The organism is Kitasatospora cineracea (assembly GCF_003751605.1).
Classification (GTDB): domain Bacteria; phylum Actinomycetota; class Actinomycetes; order Streptomycetales; family Streptomycetaceae; genus Kitasatospora; species Kitasatospora cineracea.
Window position 1 is genome coordinate 5,671,482 of sequence record NZ_RJVJ01000001.1, and the last position, 15,354, is coordinate 5,686,835.

Annotated in this window: 19 protein-coding genes; 10 read left to right on the top strand and 9 right to left on the bottom strand. The window is 73.9% G+C overall.

From position 1 onward, the window contains the following. Window positions 1-142: 142 nt before the first annotated feature. On the top strand, window positions 143-1,240 hold the full coding sequence (locus EDD39_RS25505; RefSeq protein WP_123559674.1) for a baeRF3 domain-containing protein: 1,098 nt from the start codon (window positions 143-145) through the stop codon (window positions 1,238-1,240). Between the two features lie 165 nt (window positions 1,241-1,405). On the opposite strand, the gene EDD39_RS25510 is transcribed toward EDD39_RS25505, so the two are convergent. From EDD39_RS25510 to EDD39_RS25520, 3 genes are all read right to left on the bottom strand, one after another. Further along, a complete protein-coding gene (locus EDD39_RS25510) occupies window positions 1,406-2,140 on the bottom strand; it encodes a VIT1/CCC1 transporter family protein (protein ID WP_123559676.1) in 735 nt (244 codons plus the stop codon). Between the two features lie 198 nt (window positions 2,141-2,338). Next, window positions 2,339-2,917, bottom strand: coding sequence for an EF-hand domain-containing protein (locus EDD39_RS25515; RefSeq protein WP_123559678.1), 579 nt, complete (start codon window positions 2,915-2,917; stop codon window positions 2,339-2,341). A 126-nt stretch (window positions 2,918-3,043) separates the two neighbouring features. Beyond that, a complete protein-coding gene (locus EDD39_RS25520) occupies window positions 3,044-3,730 on the bottom strand; it encodes a lysozyme family protein (protein WP_208765581.1) in 687 nt (228 codons plus the stop codon). 281 nt (window positions 3,731-4,011) lie between these two features. Between EDD39_RS25520 and EDD39_RS25530 the strand changes: the two genes are divergently transcribed. Beyond that, a complete protein-coding gene (locus EDD39_RS25530) occupies window positions 4,012-4,611 on the top strand; it encodes a DUF6542 domain-containing protein (protein WP_148089521.1) in 600 nt (199 codons plus the stop codon). Then, on the top strand, window positions 4,604-6,181 hold the full coding sequence (locus EDD39_RS25535; protein WP_123559682.1) for an LCP family protein: 1,578 nt from the start codon (window positions 4,604-4,606) through the stop codon (window positions 6,179-6,181). The genes EDD39_RS25530 and EDD39_RS25535 overlap by 8 nt, the downstream gene beginning before the upstream one ends. Before the next feature lie 39 nt (window positions 6,182-6,220). On the opposite strand, the gene EDD39_RS25540 is transcribed toward EDD39_RS25535, so the two are convergent. Both EDD39_RS25540 and EDD39_RS25545 read right to left on the bottom strand, forming a co-directional pair. Next, on the bottom strand, window positions 6,221-7,153 hold the full coding sequence (locus tag EDD39_RS25540) for a M56 family metallopeptidase (RefSeq protein ID WP_123559684.1): 933 nt from the start codon (window positions 7,151-7,153) through the stop codon (window positions 6,221-6,223). Between the two features lie 3 nt (window positions 7,154-7,156). After that, on the bottom strand, window positions 7,157-7,600 hold the full coding sequence (locus EDD39_RS25545; protein ID WP_030464370.1) for a BlaI/MecI/CopY family transcriptional regulator: 444 nt from the start codon (window positions 7,598-7,600) through the stop codon (window positions 7,157-7,159). Window positions 7,601-7,868: 268 nt separating this feature from the next. Between EDD39_RS25545 and EDD39_RS25550 the strand changes: the two genes are divergently transcribed. Further along, entirely contained in the window at window positions 7,869-9,242 is a 1,374-nt protein-coding gene (locus EDD39_RS25550) for a histidine-type phosphatase (RefSeq protein ID WP_244257033.1), read from the top strand. A gap of 139 nt (window positions 9,243-9,381) precedes the next feature. Continuing rightward, window positions 9,382-9,669: a hypothetical protein gene (locus EDD39_RS25555; protein ID WP_123819819.1), complete on the top strand. Its 288-nt coding sequence runs from the start codon at window positions 9,382-9,384 to the stop codon at window positions 9,667-9,669. 16 nt (window positions 9,670-9,685) lie between these two features. Here EDD39_RS25555 and EDD39_RS25560 read toward each other — a convergent pair. The 3 genes from EDD39_RS25560 to EDD39_RS25570 all read right to left on the bottom strand — a co-directional run bounded on the left by EDD39_RS25560 (window position 9,686) and on the right by EDD39_RS25570 (window position 11,957). Further along, a protein-coding gene (locus tag EDD39_RS25560) for an IS5 family transposase (protein WP_425269763.1) occupies window positions 9,686-10,536 on the bottom strand; the annotation gives its coding sequence in 2 pieces (ribosomal slippage) (window positions 9,686-10,206 and window positions 10,206-10,536; 852 coding nt in all). 198 nt (window positions 10,537-10,734) lie between these two features. Continuing rightward, window positions 10,735-11,313, bottom strand: a complete 579-nt coding sequence (locus EDD39_RS41345) for an SMI1/KNR4 family protein (RefSeq protein ID WP_244257035.1) — start codon at window positions 11,311-11,313, stop codon at window positions 10,735-10,737. Between the two features lie 152 nt (window positions 11,314-11,465). Then, complete coding sequence (locus tag EDD39_RS25570) at window positions 11,466-11,957, bottom strand: RrF2 family transcriptional regulator (protein WP_123559690.1); 492 nt, start codon at window positions 11,955-11,957, stop codon at window positions 11,466-11,468. A 104-nt stretch (window positions 11,958-12,061) separates the two neighbouring features. Here EDD39_RS25570 and EDD39_RS25575 point away from each other — a divergent pair, with 104 nt between their 5' ends. The 3 genes from EDD39_RS25575 (at window position 12,062) to EDD39_RS25585 (ending at window position 13,920) form a co-directional block, all read left to right on the top strand. Next, window positions 12,062-12,814 carry an SDR family oxidoreductase gene (locus tag EDD39_RS25575; protein WP_123559692.1) on the top strand — a complete coding sequence of 251 codons (753 nt, stop codon included), beginning with the start codon at window positions 12,062-12,064 and terminating at the stop codon, window positions 12,812-12,814. Window positions 12,815-12,996: 182 nt separating this feature from the next. Further along, window positions 12,997-13,479: an SsgA family sporulation/cell division regulator gene (locus EDD39_RS25580; protein WP_162870127.1), complete on the top strand. Its 483-nt coding sequence runs from the start codon at window positions 12,997-12,999 to the stop codon at window positions 13,477-13,479. 126 nt (window positions 13,480-13,605) lie between these two features. After that, window positions 13,606-13,920 (top strand): hypothetical protein, encoded by a 315-nt coding sequence (locus tag EDD39_RS25585; protein WP_123819823.1) that lies wholly within the window; start codon window positions 13,606-13,608, stop codon window positions 13,918-13,920. A 62-nt stretch (window positions 13,921-13,982) separates the two neighbouring features. Here EDD39_RS25585 and EDD39_RS25590 read toward each other — a convergent pair whose 3' ends face one another. Then, window positions 13,983-14,624, bottom strand: coding sequence for a gamma carbonic anhydrase family protein (locus EDD39_RS25590; RefSeq protein ID WP_123559696.1), 642 nt, complete (start codon window positions 14,622-14,624; stop codon window positions 13,983-13,985). Window positions 14,625-14,870: 246 nt separating this feature from the next. Between EDD39_RS25590 and EDD39_RS39790 the strand changes: the two genes are divergently transcribed. Continuing rightward, on the top strand, window positions 14,871-15,032 hold the full coding sequence (locus tag EDD39_RS39790) for a hypothetical protein (RefSeq protein WP_157852574.1): 162 nt from the start codon (window positions 14,871-14,873) through the stop codon (window positions 15,030-15,032). Next, window positions 15,029-15,352 (top strand): hypothetical protein, encoded by a 324-nt coding sequence (locus EDD39_RS25595; RefSeq protein ID WP_123559698.1) that lies wholly within the window; start codon window positions 15,029-15,031, stop codon window positions 15,350-15,352. The genes EDD39_RS39790 and EDD39_RS25595 overlap by 4 nt, the downstream gene beginning before the upstream one ends. The last annotated feature ends 2 nt before the right edge of the window (window positions 15,353-15,354 follow it).

The following is a 15,354-nucleotide window of genomic DNA, read 5'->3' on the forward strand; positions in this document are numbered from 1 at the left end:
AGGGGGAGCGGAGGGGGCGGCGAGCGGACCGGCGGTTCGACGTCCGCATGGTCAAATAGGTACATTTGGGACATTCGGGAGCAGAACTCAGGCTTCGCGCGTCCACGCACAGAAGGCCGAACCGCCTTCGGAAAGGGTCTCCATGCACCCCGCCCTCAGCCCCGCCGTCCTCGCCGAGCTGCGCCGGCCCCGCCCTTACCCGGCGGTGTCCATCCTGATGCCCACGCACCGCCGCGAGCCGGACAACGCACAGGACCCGGTCCGCCTGCGCAACCTGCTGGCCGAGGCGAAGGAGAAGGTCCAGGCCGACCCCCAGGTCTCCCGCGCCGACCGGATCGACGTCCTGGAACAGCTCGACAAGGCCCTCGCCGAGGTCGACCTGGTGCACGCCGAGGACGGCCTGGCGATCCTCGCCGCACCCGGCGAGCACCAGGTCTGGTCACTCGGCCGCACCGCCCCCGCCCGGGTGGTCCTCTCCGACACCTTCCTCACCCGCAACCTGGTCGCCTCGCAGATCGCCGAACGCCCCTACTGGGTGCTCGCGGTCGCCGCCGACCGGGTGGTCCTGTGGGGCGGCAACCAGGAACGGGTCACCGAGGAGAAGGCCCACGGCCTCCCGCTGGTGCGGGTCTACGACAACCCCGACCCCGAGCGCCAGGAACGGATCGGCGACACCCCCAGCACCTTCCGCGACGAGGAGACCAAGACCTTCCTGCGGCAGGCCGACACCGCGGTCGGCAAGGTGCTCGCCGCCGACCCCCGCCCGCTGTACGTGGTCGGCGACGCCCCCGCGCTCGCCCTGCTCGACGCCGCCGGCCAGATCGCCAGGGCCGCCACCTCGCAGATCCCGCACGGCGGCCTCGCCCAGGGCACCGCCGAGACCGTCCGCCAGGTGGTCGAGCCCGCCCTGCGCGCGCACGCCGACCAGGAGATCACCGAGGCCCTCGCCCGCCTCGACAAGGCCCGCGGCCGGCAGGCCTTCGCCGCCGGGCTCGACGAGGTCTGGCAGAACGCCGCCGAGAGCCGGATCGCCCTGCTGGTGGTCGAGGAGAACTTCCGCACCACCGTCCGCGACGACGGCGACCACCTGGTCCCCGCCGAGGACGGCCAGCCCGGCTCCCGCGAGGACATCGTCGACGAGGTCATCGAACGCGCCCTCGACACCGGCGCCACCGTCAGCTTCGTCCCCGACGGCACCCTCTCCGACGCCGGCCGGATCGCCGCCGACCTGCGCTACTGACCCACCCGCACGCGCGGCGAGGGGCCCGCACCGGACGCGCTCCGGTGCGGGCCCCTCGCCGTACCCGGCCCCACGCAACGCGGTCCGGCGCAGCGCTCATCCCGGCCCGGCGCAGCGTGGCGCAGGGCTCGGCGCGGCTCGGCCCCACGCAGTGCGGCCCGGCGCTCAGCCCGTCGAAGCCCCCAGCAGCACGCCCACCACGTACGTCACGCCCATCGCGATGCCGCCGCCCAGCACGTTGCGCAGCACCGCCCGGCGCGGCTGCGCGCCGCCCAGCCGGGCGCTCGCCCAGCCCGTCACCACCAGCGCCGCCAGCACCGCCAGCACCGTGACCCACACCCGGACCGAGGCGGGCGGCAGCACGATCGCCAGCAGCGGCAGCAGCGCACCCACCGTGAACGCCGCGAAGGACGCCCACGCGGCGTGCCACGGATTGGTCAACTCGTCCGGGTCGATGCCCAGTTCGGTCTCCGCGTGGGCGGCCAGCGCGTCGTGCGCGGTCAGCTGCACCGCCACCCGGTGGGCCAGCTCCGGATCCAGGCCCTTCGCCTCGTACAGGCCCGCCAGCTCGGCCAGCTCCGCCTCCGGCGTCAGGCGCAGCTCCCGCCGCTCCAGCGCCAGCGCCGCCTGCTCGGCGTCCCGCTGGGTGCTCACCGACACGTACTCGCCCGCCGCCATCGACAGCGAGCCCGCCAGCAGCCCGGCCAGACCCGCCGTCAGCAGCTCGGTGGACGAGGCCTTCGCGCCCGCCACGCCCACCACCAGGCCCGCCGTGGACACCACGCCGTCGTTCGCGCCGAGCACCGCGGCCCGCAGCCAGTTCAACCGCCCGCCCAGCGCGCCGTTGTGCGCCTCGTCGTGGTCCGGCGGCGGGCCAGGGGTGCTGCGGAAAACGGTCATGCCGCCAGTGTGCCCGCCGGGCGCCGTTCCACCCGGCAGCCCCGGCGGGTCCGGGGAAACGCGTTGCCGCAGGTGCTGACGGCGCGCCAGGATGCCGCCACGTGCTTCCGAGGGGAACGGGCGGCCGGGGCGGCACGTGTGCCCGTCCGGCCGGGAGTCCTACCGGCGGCGCCACCGCGCAGCGAGGCTGACCGGGGGTCAGAGGGTGGTCTGGTCCGGGTCGCCCTGCGGGCTGCCGGTCCACCAGTTGCCCGGGGCGTCCGGGTCGCGGCTGGTCCAGTACTCGATGATCGCGGTCACGAACTCCTCGGGGGACAGCGCGCCGTCCCCGTCGCGGTCCAGGTGCGCGAACGCGGTGTCGGCGTCGCTGCGCCGCAGCTGCGGGAAGTGGCCGTGCTGGAAGGCGAAGAACTCGTCGGCGTCCACCTGCCCGTTGCCGTCCGCGTCCGCCACCGCGAGGAAGGCCCGGCCCAGCGCCCCGACGGTGGCCTCGGCGGCCGCCGGGTCGTCGGCCAGCGAGGCGGTGGAGGCCAGGAAGTCGGCCCGCCCCATCGCCACCGCGCCGGTCGGCAGGTGCGGCAGGTGCAGCTCCCGCCAGATCGCCACGTACGCCCCGACGATCCGCTCCTCCTGCGCGGACCCGGCCGGGTGCCCCAGCGAGCGGGCCACCGACTGGCCCATCAGGACGTGGTCGCGCTCGGTGAGCCGCCCGTCCCCGTCGGCGTCGAGGTGGTCGAAGCCGTGGCTGAGCTTGGCGATGAGCAGGTCGTCCGACACAGTGACCCTCCGGTGGGCGGCAATTGACGGAGCGTCAGCATACCGGGTGCCCCCGCCGCTCCCGCGCCCGGGCCGCGGGCGCCCGAGGGCGCGCCGAGGGCGTTTCGAGGGCGGGGCGACGGGGCGTCAGTGCGCGGCCAGGGCGTCGGCGGACTTGGACCAGTTGTCGTGCAGCCGGTCGAGGTAGGAGCGGGCCTCGGCGCCGGGGTTGACGCCGCGGGCGAAGGCCAGCATGTTCCCGGCGCCGGTGTTGTAGCCGAGCGCCATCAGCTCGTCCCGGGTGTACGGGCCGGACCAGTGCGCGGGCAGCTGGGCGCCCAGGTCGTGCAGGTGCCAGGCGGCGGCGCGGACGGCCAGCGCCGGGTCGTCCGGCAGGTCCTCCCACGGCCGGTCGGCGAACGGGCGGCCCCGGCGGGTCTCGTCGTAGGCCGCCCGGTGCATGTTGGCCACGCCGAACGAGGCGTCCGGCTTCATCTTCTGCCAGGCCCGCTCGACCTCCGGCCCGTGCGGCTTGTACGCCTCGTTGAACAGGATCGCCATCACCAGCTGCGGGTTCACCCCGGCCTCGGCCGCGTACTTCTGCACCTCGGGCGCGAACCGCGGCGGCGTGTAGTCGTCCGGCGCCCGCGCGGCGCCGGACGCCGGGCCGGAGGACGGGGCGGGCGAGGCGCCGGACGGGGCGGCGGCGCCGGAACTGGCGGCCGGGGCGGCGCCGGGCGCCGGGGCGTGGTCCCCGCCGCGCTCGTAGAGCCAGATCCCCAGCACCGCCAGGGCCACGGCCACCCACGGCCACTTCGCGCCGCGTTCCGCCACCGGTGACTCCGTTCTTCCGCTGCTGTCGCACCCCGCCGCCTTGGCCGCCGGGCCCGAGGACGCCCGATGGCCGTGTCCTGTCGCCGGGTTGTCGCGTTCTGCCAGATGTCGCCCGAGGCCGGGCGGCGACCTGTGGCGAGCTTACGTACCCGGAGCGGATTTGTATGCTTCGCTCGAATCTCTACACCGGTGTAGAGGAACCGGGCGGGCCCGCCACGCGTCTGTCAGCCCGGAACGGTCGGATGCCGCAGGCGCGGCGCGGCAGAGGACGAGAGGTGTCGATGACGGGGCGCAGGCCGACGGGCACGCGCGGCGACGCACCGCTGTGGCGGGACGAGCCGGGCACGCAGGACCACGCGGACGGACCGGGCGCGCAGAAGGGCCCCGGCGGACGGCCGGGCCGGCGGGAGGCGGCCGCCCGCCCCGTCCCCGCCCAGCGCGCCCCGCACCGGGAACGGCGGCGCGCCCCCGACGACCCCGCCCCGGCCCGCCGCCCGGCCCCCCGCCGCGGCAACCGGATGCCCGCCGTGCTGCCCGCCCTCGGCCTGCCGGTGCTCGGCGCGATCGCGGACGAACTTCTCACCCCCGGCCCCGGCGCCCCCTACGGGGTCTGCGCCGTCCTGGGCGCCGCGCTGGCCGCCCTGGTCAGCACCCCGGCCGGCTGGTGGTGGGTGGTCAGCGGCGCCCCCGTGGTGACCCTCGCGGCCGCCGGCGGCGTCGACTACCTGGCCCGCGGCGACAAGTACCACGGCGCCGGACTGGGCACCGAGGGGCTGAAACTGGTCAGCGGCCAGTTCCCGTGGATGCTCGCCGCACTCGCCGCCGCCCTGCTCGCCGTCGGCGTCCGCAAACTCCGCACCCGGAGGTCCCGCCGTGGCTGAACGACGCGGACCCCGCCGGGCCGTCCGCCGCCCCGCCCCCGGCCTGATCGCCGGCCGGACCGCCGCCTGCGCCCTCTCGCTGGCCGTCCTCGGCGTCAGCGGCTTCGCCTGGTACACCAACGAGCAGCTCAACGGCGTCAGCCGCTCGCACGCCCTCGACCAGGCCCGCAAGAACGCCCCCAAGCACCTCGACTCCTCGGTCAACATCCTGCTCATCGGCCTCGACAGCCGGAAGAACATGGACGGCACCGACCTGCCCAAGGAGTTCGTCCAGGACGAACTGCACGCCGGCTCCAGCGAGATCGGCGGCTACAACACCAACTCGCTGATCGTGCTGCACATCCCGCCCAGCGGGAAGGCCCAGGCGGTGTCCATCCCGCGCGACGACTGGGTGCAGACGTACAACGCGGACGGCACCGAGGGCAAGATGCACAAGGTCAAGGAGGCGTACGGCTACGCCAAGGACGCCGCCGAGGAGAAACTGCGCGCCAAGGGCCTCAAGGGCGCCGACCTCGAGCAGCAGAGCCGGGAGGCCGGACGCTCCGCCACCATCCAGACCGTGCAGAAACTGCTCGACATCCCGATCGACCACTTCGCCGAGGTCAACCTGATCGGCTTCTACGACATCGCCAAGGCCCTCGAACCGATCCCGGTCTGCCTGAACAAGGCCGTCGACGACCCGATCGTCTCCCGGGTCACCGACAGCAAGGGCAACGTGATCAAGCCCGGCGGCGGCACCGGACTGAAACTCCCGGCCGGCGTCAGCCAGTTGAACGCCGCCGACGCGCTCTCCTTCGTCCGGCAGCGGCACAACCTCACCAACGGCGACCTCGACCGCACCCACCGGCAGCAGGCGTTCATCGCCTCCGTCGAGTACAAGCTCAAGCAGCAGGGCGTGCTCGGCGACCTCGGCAAGATGCAGGACCTGCTGAACGTGGTCAAGAAGGACGTGGTGATAGACGACCAGTGGCAGATCCTCGACTTCGCCCAGCAGGCCCCCAACCTGACCGGCGGCAACGTCGAGTTCAACACCCTGCCGATCGACAAGTTCGCCACCATCGGCGGCCAGGAGGTCAACCAGGTCGACCCGGCCAAGCTCCGCCGGATCGTCAAGCAGCTGTTCGGCCAGCCGCTCGACGCCGACCCCGTCGCCACCCCCGCCACCCCCGCGCCGACCCCGACCCCGTCCGCGACCGAGGCGCCCGCCGCCGACGCCACCGTCGACGTGCTCAACGGCTCGTCCGTCACCGGCGCCGCCGGGGACGAGTCCAAGGCCCTGGTCGCGCTCGGCTACCGGGCCGGGAAGGTCGACACCGCCGACACCCGCCCCCGCACCACCACCGTCAAGTACGGCGCCGGAGCCCAGGACGCCGGCCGGCAGATCGCCGCCCACTACGGCGTCAACGCCACCGCCTCCAGCGCCCTCGCCCCCGGCCACGTCCAGGTCACCCTCGGCGCCGACCACACCGCCACCACCACCCCCGCCGACTCCGAACCCGCCGGACCCGCCCCCACCCTCCAGATGCAGGGCCCCCCGGTCAAGGCCGGCGGCGTCCCCTGCGTCGACTGACCCCGCCGCCGGGGGCCGCAGCCCCCGGCGGCCCGCACCTCACCAGGGCGTGGCGGCCTTCACCAGCAGCAGCAGGGCGACCGCCGCGTTCAGCGCCGAGACCGCCGAGACCGCCGTCCCCGCCGCCGCGACCATCGCGGCCAGGCCCGCCGGAGAAGCCGGCGCCGGCCACGCCTCGCCCAGCGCCGGACTCAACAGCGCCGTCACCCGGCGCGGAACCGGCCCCGGGGCCGCGAACGCCGCGAACGACGGCGCCGGACCGCCGCCCCGGGTGACCAGCGCCGCCCGCGCCACCGCCCGCGCCGTCAACCGCCGGTCGCCCACCGACCCCGCCGCCTCCTCGTCCGCCCACCGCTCCGTCGCGTACCCCACCGCCCGCTGCAACGGCCGCAGGAACGGGTTCACGCAACTCGCCAACTGCGCCGCCAGCAGGTAGCGGTGGTGACGGTTCGCCAGGTGCGAGCGCTCGTGCGCCAGCAGCGCCCGCTGCTCGTCCGCGTCCAGGCTGTCCATCATCGCCGTCGACACCACCACCCGCCCCGGCACGCCCGGCACCGCGTACGCGTACGGCTCCGGGTCCGGCAGCACCACCAGGTCCGAGTCCAGCGGCATCGGGGCCAGCGCCCGCTGCGCCCGGGCCCGCACCCGCAGGTGACGGCGGAGCGAACGGGAACAGGCGGTCAGCACCGTCACCAGGCCCACCACCGCGGCCGTGCCCACCGCCTCGTGGAACGGCACCGCCGTCCGGATCTCCGGATCCGACCAGCTGTCCGGCAACGGGTTGCCCGGGATCTGCGCGGTGCCCACCACGAACAGCAGGCCCAGCGCCAAGGTGCTGCACACCGCCATCGTCACGCCGATCCAGGACAGCAGCCGCACCGCGTTGCGCGGGTGCAGGTGGTGCTCGGCCAGCCGGGCGATCGGCAGCGAGGTCAACGGCAGCACCAGCGGGAGGAAGACGAAGGAACCCATCGCTCAGCGCCCGTCGTCCCCGCCCCCGGCACCGGGGGAGGGCTCCGCCGCGTTCAGCAGCGCCCGCAGCAACTGCTCGTCCTGCGGCGTCAGCGCCGTCACGAACGAGGCCAGCACCGCGTCCCGGTCCGGCTCGGTGTCCAGCAGCCGCCGCATCCGACGCGCCGTCAGCCCCGCCGCGTCCGCCGCCGCCGACCACACGTACGCCCGGCCCGACCGGCTGCGCACCACCGCCTGCTTCGCCAGCAGCCGCGACAGGATCGTCATCACCGTGGTGTACGCCAGCTCGCCGCCCAGCTGCTCCTGCACCCAGGACGCCGTCACCGGCCCCGGCGCCCGGTGCAGCACCGACAGCACCTCGGTCGCCAGCTCGCCCTGCCCGCGGCGGCGCGGCCGCCCGCTCTCGTCGCCCCCGCCGTGCTCCGGGTCGACGCCCGCCAACTCCATGGGGAGACTCCCTCCGGCACGGCCGCCCGCGCCCGACTCGGACAGTTCGTCCCCCCATCCTAGGGGGCGGGCCCCGACGGCCCGGGCGAAGGGTAAAGAGTTCGCCAACTGCCCGGGGCCCCGCGGGAGCAGGGGCCGACGGCGTCCGTTCACCGGGGCGACACCGGAGGATCGGCCGACGGGCGGCAGCGGTTCGGACGGGGCTGGCAGGGTGCGGCGGTCGACCGGGACGGACCGGTCGACCACCTGCACCGAGAGGTTCCCCACCGTGAAGCGCACCGCCGTCCTCGCCGCCGCCCTGGCGACCGCCCTGGCCGCCACCCTCGCGTCCGCCGGGACCGCCGACGCCCGGAGCGGCGCCCGCGACGACTCCTACGGCACCAAGGCCCCCTACGCCCCGCAGCAGGACCTCCGGCACTACCAGCAGGTCCCCGAGGGCTACAGCGCCGTCTTCACCGAGAACGTCGCCCGGCACGGCTCCCGCGCGATGAGCGACCGCGAGGACGGCGACGCGGTGCTCGCCCTGCTGGCCCGGGCCGAGCAGGACGGCGGCCTGACCGGCCTCGGCGCCCGACTCGCCCCGCAGGTGCGGACGCTGCTCGACGCGGGCGCCTCGATCGGCTACGGCAACCTGTCCGCCCGGGGCGCCGACGAACAGCGGCAGACCGCGCTGCGGATGGAACGCCGACTGCCCGGCCTGTTCGACGCGATCGCCGCCCAGGGCGCCCCGATCGTGGTCGAGACCTCCGGCGTCACCCGGGCCACCGCCAGCGCCGACGCCTTCACCGCCGGACTGGTCGCGGGCGAACCCGCGCTCGCGGGCGTGCTCAAGGCCCCGGTCACCGACAAGAACCTGCTGTACTTCCACAAGCAGCCGCAGAACGCCGACTACCGGGCCTACCTGGCCGGCGACCCGCAACTGGCCGCCGCGCTGGCCGGGATCGACGCCGACCCGCGCACCGCCGAAGCCGCCCGGCACACCGTCCGGCGCCTGTTCACCGCCCGCTTCGCCGACACCCTCACCACCGAGCAGCAGACCGCCTTCGCCCGCTCGCTGGCCGCGCTCCGCAGCGCCGCCCCCGACCTGGCGGCGGAGAGCGGCGGCACCGACCTCGACCGCTTCCTGACGCCCGACGACGCCCGGTGGTTCGGCTACCTCGACGACGCCGAGGAGTTCTACCAGAAGGGCCCCGGCTTCACCGGACGCACCATCACCTACAAGATGGCCGGCGTCCTGCTCGACGACCTGTTCGCCCAGCTGGAGCGCAAGGCCGCCGGCACCAGCGCAGACGGCGCCGTGCTGCGCTTCACCCACGCCGAGGAGATCGAGCCGCTGGCCGCCCTGCTCGGCCTGCCCGGCAGCACCGAACAGGCCGACCCCGCCCACCCCTACAGCTACGCCGACAACCCGTGGCGCGGCGCCCGGGTCGCGCCGATGGCCGCGAACATCCAGTGGGACCTGTACCGCTCCACCGCCGACTCCGCCGACTCGGCCGGCGGCGGCAAGGGCCGGCCCGGCTACCTGGTGCGGATGTTCTATAACGAGAAGGAGACCGCGTTCAAGGACGGCTGCCGGCCGATCGCCAAGGGCTCCGCCTTCTACGACCTCGACGAACTCGAGCGCTGCTTCGGCCGGAACTGACGCGCGGTGCCGACGCGCGGGGCCGGTGCGCGCAGGTCGTAAGGTGGGGGACGGCTGGTGCCCCGTCGGCAGAACCGGCAGGTGACGCGGCGTCGGCACCGCCGTACGGCTGAGCACTGACGGAAGGACGACCTGCGCCATGGCAGTTGACATCCGGGTGGAGCCCCTGGGCGACCGCGAGTACCTGGTCCGGGTCGAGGACGGCCGGGTCGAGGCCGCCACCCAGGTCCGGGTCACCGACGGAGTGCTGGAACGGCCGGGCCTCGACGGCAGCGACGAGCAGCAGGTCGTGCGCGAGACGGTGGCGTTCCTGATCGAGCGTCAGCCCGTCATCGACATCCCGCCGATGATCGACCTCGACGACCTGGCCGACGCGTACGGCGACGCCTACCTGGAGGAACTGGCCCGCCGGCTCGGCCGGGCCTAGGGCCCGTCTTCAAAGGTCAGATCCAGAGCAGGATCGAGGCGATGGTGACGGTGGCCTGGTAGGACTCGCGGGTCTTGTCGTAGCGGGTGGCCAGGCCGCGCCACTGCTTGAGCCGATTGAAGCAGCGCTCGACGACGTTGCGCAGACGGTAGGTCGCCCGGTCGAACACGGGCGGACGGCCGCCGCGCCGGCCTCGGTTCAGCCGACCCAGGACCTGGTCGGCGCGTTCGGGGATGGTGTGGCGGATGCCGCGTTCGCGTAGGTAGGCACGGATCTTGCGGGAGCTGTAGCCCTTGTCGGCGATCACGTGGTCGGGTCGGGTGCGCGGACGCCCGGGCCCGATTCGCGGGACGCGGATCGATTCCAGGACCGCCTCGAAGCGGGTGCAGTCGTTGGTGTTGCCGCCCGTGAGGACGAAGCCGAGCGGGCGGCCTCGACCGTCGCAGGCGAGGTGGACCTTGGTGCTCAGTCCTCCGCGGGATCGGCCGAGGGCGTGATCTGCCGTTTCGTCCCCGCTCCGGTCCCCCCTTTTGCGCCGCCAGCGGCGTGCTGGTGGGCGCGGACGATCGTGGAGTCGACCGACACCAGCCAGCCGATGTCCCCCGCCGCGTCCTTCTCCGCCTGGACCTGCTGGAGCATCCGAGAGAACGTCCCGTCCAGCGCCCACCGGCGAAAACGCGTGTACAGGGTCTGCCAGGACCCGTAGCGCTCGGGCACGTCCCGCCAGGCCGAGCCGGTCCGTAGCTTCCACACGATCCCGTTCAGCACCACCCGGTCATCCGACCGGGGACGCCCCGCGGTCCCCGAACTCGGCAGGAACCGCGACAGCGCCGCCCACTCGGCATCCGAAAGCTCATGACGACGAATCACGAACGACATGATCCCCCATCACTTGATCTACTTTGATGACGATCCCCAGACCCCGTCGAGGGCCTGGGCTGCGCGCCACCGCCCGGGGCCTCTGACCCCAGCCGGCCACCGGCAGCCCCCGCCCACCCCGGGCGGGGGCACCTCGCCCTGGTTTCCAGACGAACAACATGACCATCGCTGCCGTTGCCGCGCACCCTACTTGGCGCGAGCGGGGCCGCGGCGCTCGACGATTCCCTCTCCACGAGTCTTGGGGAGGTCCTGGATCTTCACTGCCCCGCGGCGGGGCATTCCCGTGCCCGGCCCGAAGACGTCCTCGCCGAGCAGGTACCGGTAGAGCCATTCGCTGAAGCCCACCCTGAATTCGGTGAACTCACCGTCGAATGCGAACCCGACCACGTTCCACCCTTCACCGGTCTCTGCCCTGACCAAGAAAGCGGACTCGTTCCGGTCCGTACTGATCACAGGGATCAGGCCGTCCGGCCCGCCGCCGACCGGGGCGGCTCCTCGGAAAGTGATGTCGCCCCAGTCCGTTGACTTCAGGGCCTCAATCCGCGAGGAGACGTGGTCCTTCAGGTTGAACAGTTCGGTCCCCGGGTGGAAGAGCATGAGGTGCTCATTGATCATCGCCGGCCCGTAGGTCTCGATGATCCTCTTGAAGTCCTCCGGGAGATTAGCTCCCAGGAGGTCTTCGACCGGCCGCCAGTCGATCACTGCGGGCCGGTCCGGGCGCCCCGGGTTAATCGTATCGAACACTCGATCGACATACTCGCTCATGATCCCACCACCTGGTCGTTCGCCCTGGGCCGCCCGGTCCCCGACCTCAGCAGGAACCGGGACAGCACCTCACACTCCACATCGGAGAGCTCATGACGATGCATCACACATGCCATGATCCACCATTGCTTGATCCACTTTGAAGACGACCCCTAGGGCCGGTCACCCGGGCGCCCGTTCAGCCAGGCGCCGATCCTCGGTAGCGCCTCGGGGCCGCTGTCCCCCTCCACCGAAGCGGCGAGGTCGGCGATCGTGACGGCGGCCAGCGACGCGCGCCACGCCTCGTCGGCCGCTCCCATCGCCCGCGAGATGGGGCACTGCTTCGTGCACTGCTCCGGCGGCGTCCCCAGCGGCCCGCGCTGACGGATCTCGGTGCAGACGAACGCGGGGCTCGCCCCGTCGACGGCCTGCACCACGTCCAGCATGGTGATGTCCTCGGCCTTCTTGGTGAGGACGTAACCGCCGGTCTTGCCCTGGACCGAGTGCACCAGGCCCGCGCGGGACAGCGCCTGCATCTGCTTGGCCAGGTAGCTCGGCGACACGTCGTGCAGCGCGGCCAGCCGGGCCGCCGGCACCGGATCGCCGGCCGCGGTCAGCACCACGCAGCAGTGCAGCGCCCACTCCACGCCACCGGACAGCTTCATGCCACCTCCACTTGACTCGGACACAGGGTATCCGAGTATTATCTCGGACATAAGCTGTCCGAGTTTGCGGCGGGGGGCGCTCGACCCAGGAAAGAAGGCGCATCATGAAGATCACCGTCATCGGCACCGGACTCATCGGCTCCCAGCTCGCCACCGAGCTGACCGCACGAGGCCACGAGGTGACCGCACGAGGCCACGAGGTGACCGCCGCATCACTGTCCTCCGGCGTCGACCTGCTCGCCGGGACCGGCCTCGACGAGGCGCTCGCCGGCGCCGACACCGTCGTCAACGTGACCAATTCCCCCACGTTCGACGAGCAGTCCATCGAGTTCTTCCGCACCACGGTGAGCAACCTGCTCGCCGCGGGCGAGCGGGCTGGCGTGCGCCACCAGGTCGCGCTCTCCATCGTCGGCGTGGACCAGGTCGCCGAACTGGACTACTACCGCGCCAAGACGCTCCAGGAAGAACTGCTGCGCGGCGGACCGACGCCGTACTCGATCGTGCGCGCCACGCAGTTCTTCGAGTTCATGGAGCCGACCATGTCGTGGACCTCGGACGAGACCGCAGTGCGCCTGCCCGCGACGCCGCTCCGGCCGATCGCCAGCGCCGATGTCGTCGACGCTCTCGCGGACGTGGCCACCGGCGCACCGCTCGGCGGGATCCTCGACATCGCGGGCCCCGACGAGTTCACGCTCGACGAGATCGGCCGAATGACGCTCGCTGCGCGGGGCGACCGGCGCCCGGTCGTCGTCGACGACCGGGCGGGCCTGTTCGCCGCCGTCCGCGGGGACGTCCTCACCCCGGGCCCCGGCGCCCGCCTGGCGCCCACCCGCTACCGGGACTGGCTCAACGGCTGACCGCCCACCGCGCGGCCCGTTCGGGGACGGAGCGACCGGAGTGTCACCGAACGGGCCCGGCGTCGTTGTCCTGGCGTGCACGTTCGAGAGGCGCTGCGGCGCGAAGCGGGATGCCGCGTAGCAAGTGAAGAATCGTTTCTCCGCGATCCTGGAAGGTTCCACGCCGGGGGCGGTGCACCCCGGTGACCCCCGACGAAGCCCGGGTCCCGCCGCAGCGCGGCAGCGCCGTCCGGATCGCCCTGCACCTCGTCATCGAGGTCGTCGTTGCCGCCGACCTGCACGTCCCCGTCGTCGCCCGCCTGCGCTACGGCGCGGACGAGCCCTACACCGTCCACCTCGACAACCACGTCGACCTGCCCGAACCGGTCACCTGGTCGCTCTCCCGCGACGTCCTGCTGGCCGGGCTGACCGGTCCCGCCGGCCTCGGCGACATGTCGATCGCCCCCGGCGAGGGCCCCGACCGCGGACACCTCCTGGTCTCCCTGCACGGCGAGGAGGCCAGCGCCCTGCTCCGCCTGCCCGCGCACGTCCTGCAGGACTTCCTGCGCCGCACCGAATGCGTCGTCCCGTTCGGCTGCGAACAGGAGCACGTCGACCTCGACGGGCTGGTCGAACGCCTGCTCACCGAGGACGGCCCGGAGGAGGACCCGGACGGCGCCGGATGACCCGCCTCGGCGGGAGCAATGTCACGTGGCACGGTCGGGAGCGGCGCCGGGACGGTCCGGCCGGGTCCGGCGCCGTCCGGATTGCGGGATTTGCGCCGTTCCGGGGGCCTCCCGCACCCTCTAGGCATGACCTCACCCGTGTACCGGGGCCCCGCCCTGCTGCTCGCCGACGGACTGGAGATCCCGGTCCAGGCCGAACTGACCGGCAACGTCCCGGAGGTGGGCCTGCCCGGCTGGACCGGCATGCTGGAGAGCGACGACACCCGGTTCAGCGCCGGCACCGTCCGCTCCGGCCGACTGCGGCTGCCCGGAGGCTGGGAGGGCGGCTTCGCGGTGATGCGCCGGCTGCTCGGCGTCTCCACGGTCTGGGTGCGCGGCAACGACGTCGAGGCGTCCCCCGCGGACTGGCCGCACGGGGTGCGCGGCCAGTCCGCCTCCTGAGCGCCGGAGGCAGGGGCGGGTCGGGAGCCGGGGGCCGACGGGCCGGGGGCCGGGGCCGGGGGTCAGCCGGTCGCGGGCCGGTCGTCCAGGTGCGCCGCGAACTCCGCCGAGCGGACCTCGGCGATCCGCTCGTGCCGGGCCACCCGATCGGTCCACGAGGCGTCGACGCCGAAGGCCGTGCCCGCGAAGCCGAGCCGCCCGAGCACCTGCGGCACCCCGGGGTCGCCCGGGGCCAGCAACCGCACCGGGTCGCCGACGGCCATCGTGTACGGCGGGACGAAGTACTCGGCGGGCAGCACCGTGCGGGCGTGCACCAGGGCGGCGACCGCCACCACCGAACCGGTCCCCACCACGGCCTGCTGCAGCACGTGCACCGAGCTCGCCAGGTAGCAGGCGCGCTCCACGGTGCAGCCCAGCAGGGTGGCGTGCGGGCCGACGAACACGTGGGCGCCGAGCACCACCGGCTGCTCGGCGCCCGCCGCGGCGGAGGCGCGCAGCACCGCGTTCTCGCACACCACCGCCGCCTCGCCGACCTCGATTCGGGAGCCCTCCGCGTCCAGCACCGCCCCGTACATCACCCGGGCGCGCGGGCCGACCCGGACGTCGCCGACCAGCACGGCGGTCGGCGCGACGTAGGCGGTGGGGTGCACCTGCGGGACGGCGCCGCGGTGCTCGAACCGGAAGCCCGGCGGGTTCGTGGTCATGGGCGTGATCATCGCGCACCGCCCGCACGCCCGGCTGGCGGAAATCGGACACCGCGTGCGCCCCGTTCCCCAAGCCCCTCCCCGCGCCCGGCGCACGATAGGCGCACCGCGCGCCCCCGGCGGACGTCCGCGCCCCCGTGCTCCGGGCCGCCGGGACGGACGGGGCAAAACTTGGGGGTGGTCCGACGGCGAACCGCTGTCCCGGACGGGATCGGCACGCTACGGTCTGTGGTCTGGAGGTGACCGATGGCTGAGCATCAGGTCTGCCCGGGCTGCGGCGGGGCGCGCGGAACGGAGAAGACGGAGCACTCCGTGGAGACCGACCCGCAGGGAGGACAGCGACCGGTGCAGCGCACCTACTGGTCGCCGTGCTCGGTGTGCGGCGGCTCGGGGGTGGTGCAGCGATGAGACTGCTCTTCGTCTGCCAGGACTGCGGCTGCCGCTACCTGGTGCCGCTCGGCCTGGACTACCCCGACGGCGGCCGGGCCAGCTCGGTCTGGTGCGCCGACTGCCAGCGCGCCGCCGCCGCGCGCGGCACCGCCGAACCCGCCGAACTCGCCGCCGTCGCCGTGCTGCTGGCCGTCCGCGCGCTCAAGGCCGCGCTCGCCGCCCGCCCCGACCGGACCGCCGAGGGGAGGCCCGTCCGGCCGGACCGCCGCCCCAGCCGACCCGCCGTCAGCTCCCGCGGCCGCACCCGCCCGGGCGCCGCCCGGACCAGGCTGGCCTGACG

Coding starts and splice junctions, on each gene's coding strand:
- EDD39_RS25595 (WP_123559698.1), top strand. CDS start 15,029: ATGAGACTGCTCTTCGTCTGCCAGGACTGCGGCTGCCGCTACCTGGTG.
- EDD39_RS25575 (WP_123559692.1), top strand. CDS start 12,062: ATGAAGATCACCGTCATCGGCACCGGACTCATCGGCTCCCAGCTCGCC.
- EDD39_RS25540 (WP_123559684.1), bottom strand. CDS start 7,153: ATGGGTTCCTTCGTCTTCCTCCCGCTGGTGCTGCCGTTGACCTCGCTG.
- EDD39_RS41345 (WP_244257035.1), bottom strand. CDS start 11,313: ATGAGCGAGTATGTCGATCGAGTGTTCGATACGATTAACCCGGGGCGC.
- EDD39_RS25510 (WP_123559676.1), bottom strand. CDS start 2,140: ATGACCGTTTTCCGCAGCACCCCTGGCCCGCCGCCGGACCACGACGAG.
- EDD39_RS25545 (WP_030464370.1), bottom strand. CDS start 7,600: ATGGAGTTGGCGGGCGTCGACCCGGAGCACGGCGGGGGCGACGAGAGC.
- EDD39_RS25505 (WP_123559674.1), top strand. CDS start 143: ATGCACCCCGCCCTCAGCCCCGCCGTCCTCGCCGAGCTGCGCCGGCCC.
- EDD39_RS25590 (WP_123559696.1), bottom strand. CDS start 14,624: ATGACCACGAACCCGCCGGGCTTCCGGTTCGAGCACCGCGGCGCCGTC.
- EDD39_RS25570 (WP_123559690.1), bottom strand. CDS start 11,957: ATGAAGCTGTCCGGTGGCGTGGAGTGGGCGCTGCACTGCTGCGTGGTG.
- EDD39_RS25530 (WP_148089521.1), top strand. CDS start 4,012: ATGACGGGGCGCAGGCCGACGGGCACGCGCGGCGACGCACCGCTGTGG.
- EDD39_RS25555 (WP_123819819.1), top strand. CDS start 9,382: ATGGCAGTTGACATCCGGGTGGAGCCCCTGGGCGACCGCGAGTACCTG.
- EDD39_RS25585 (WP_123819823.1), top strand. CDS start 13,606: ATGACCTCACCCGTGTACCGGGGCCCCGCCCTGCTGCTCGCCGACGGA.
- EDD39_RS39790 (WP_157852574.1), top strand. CDS start 14,871: ATGGCTGAGCATCAGGTCTGCCCGGGCTGCGGCGGGGCGCGCGGAACG.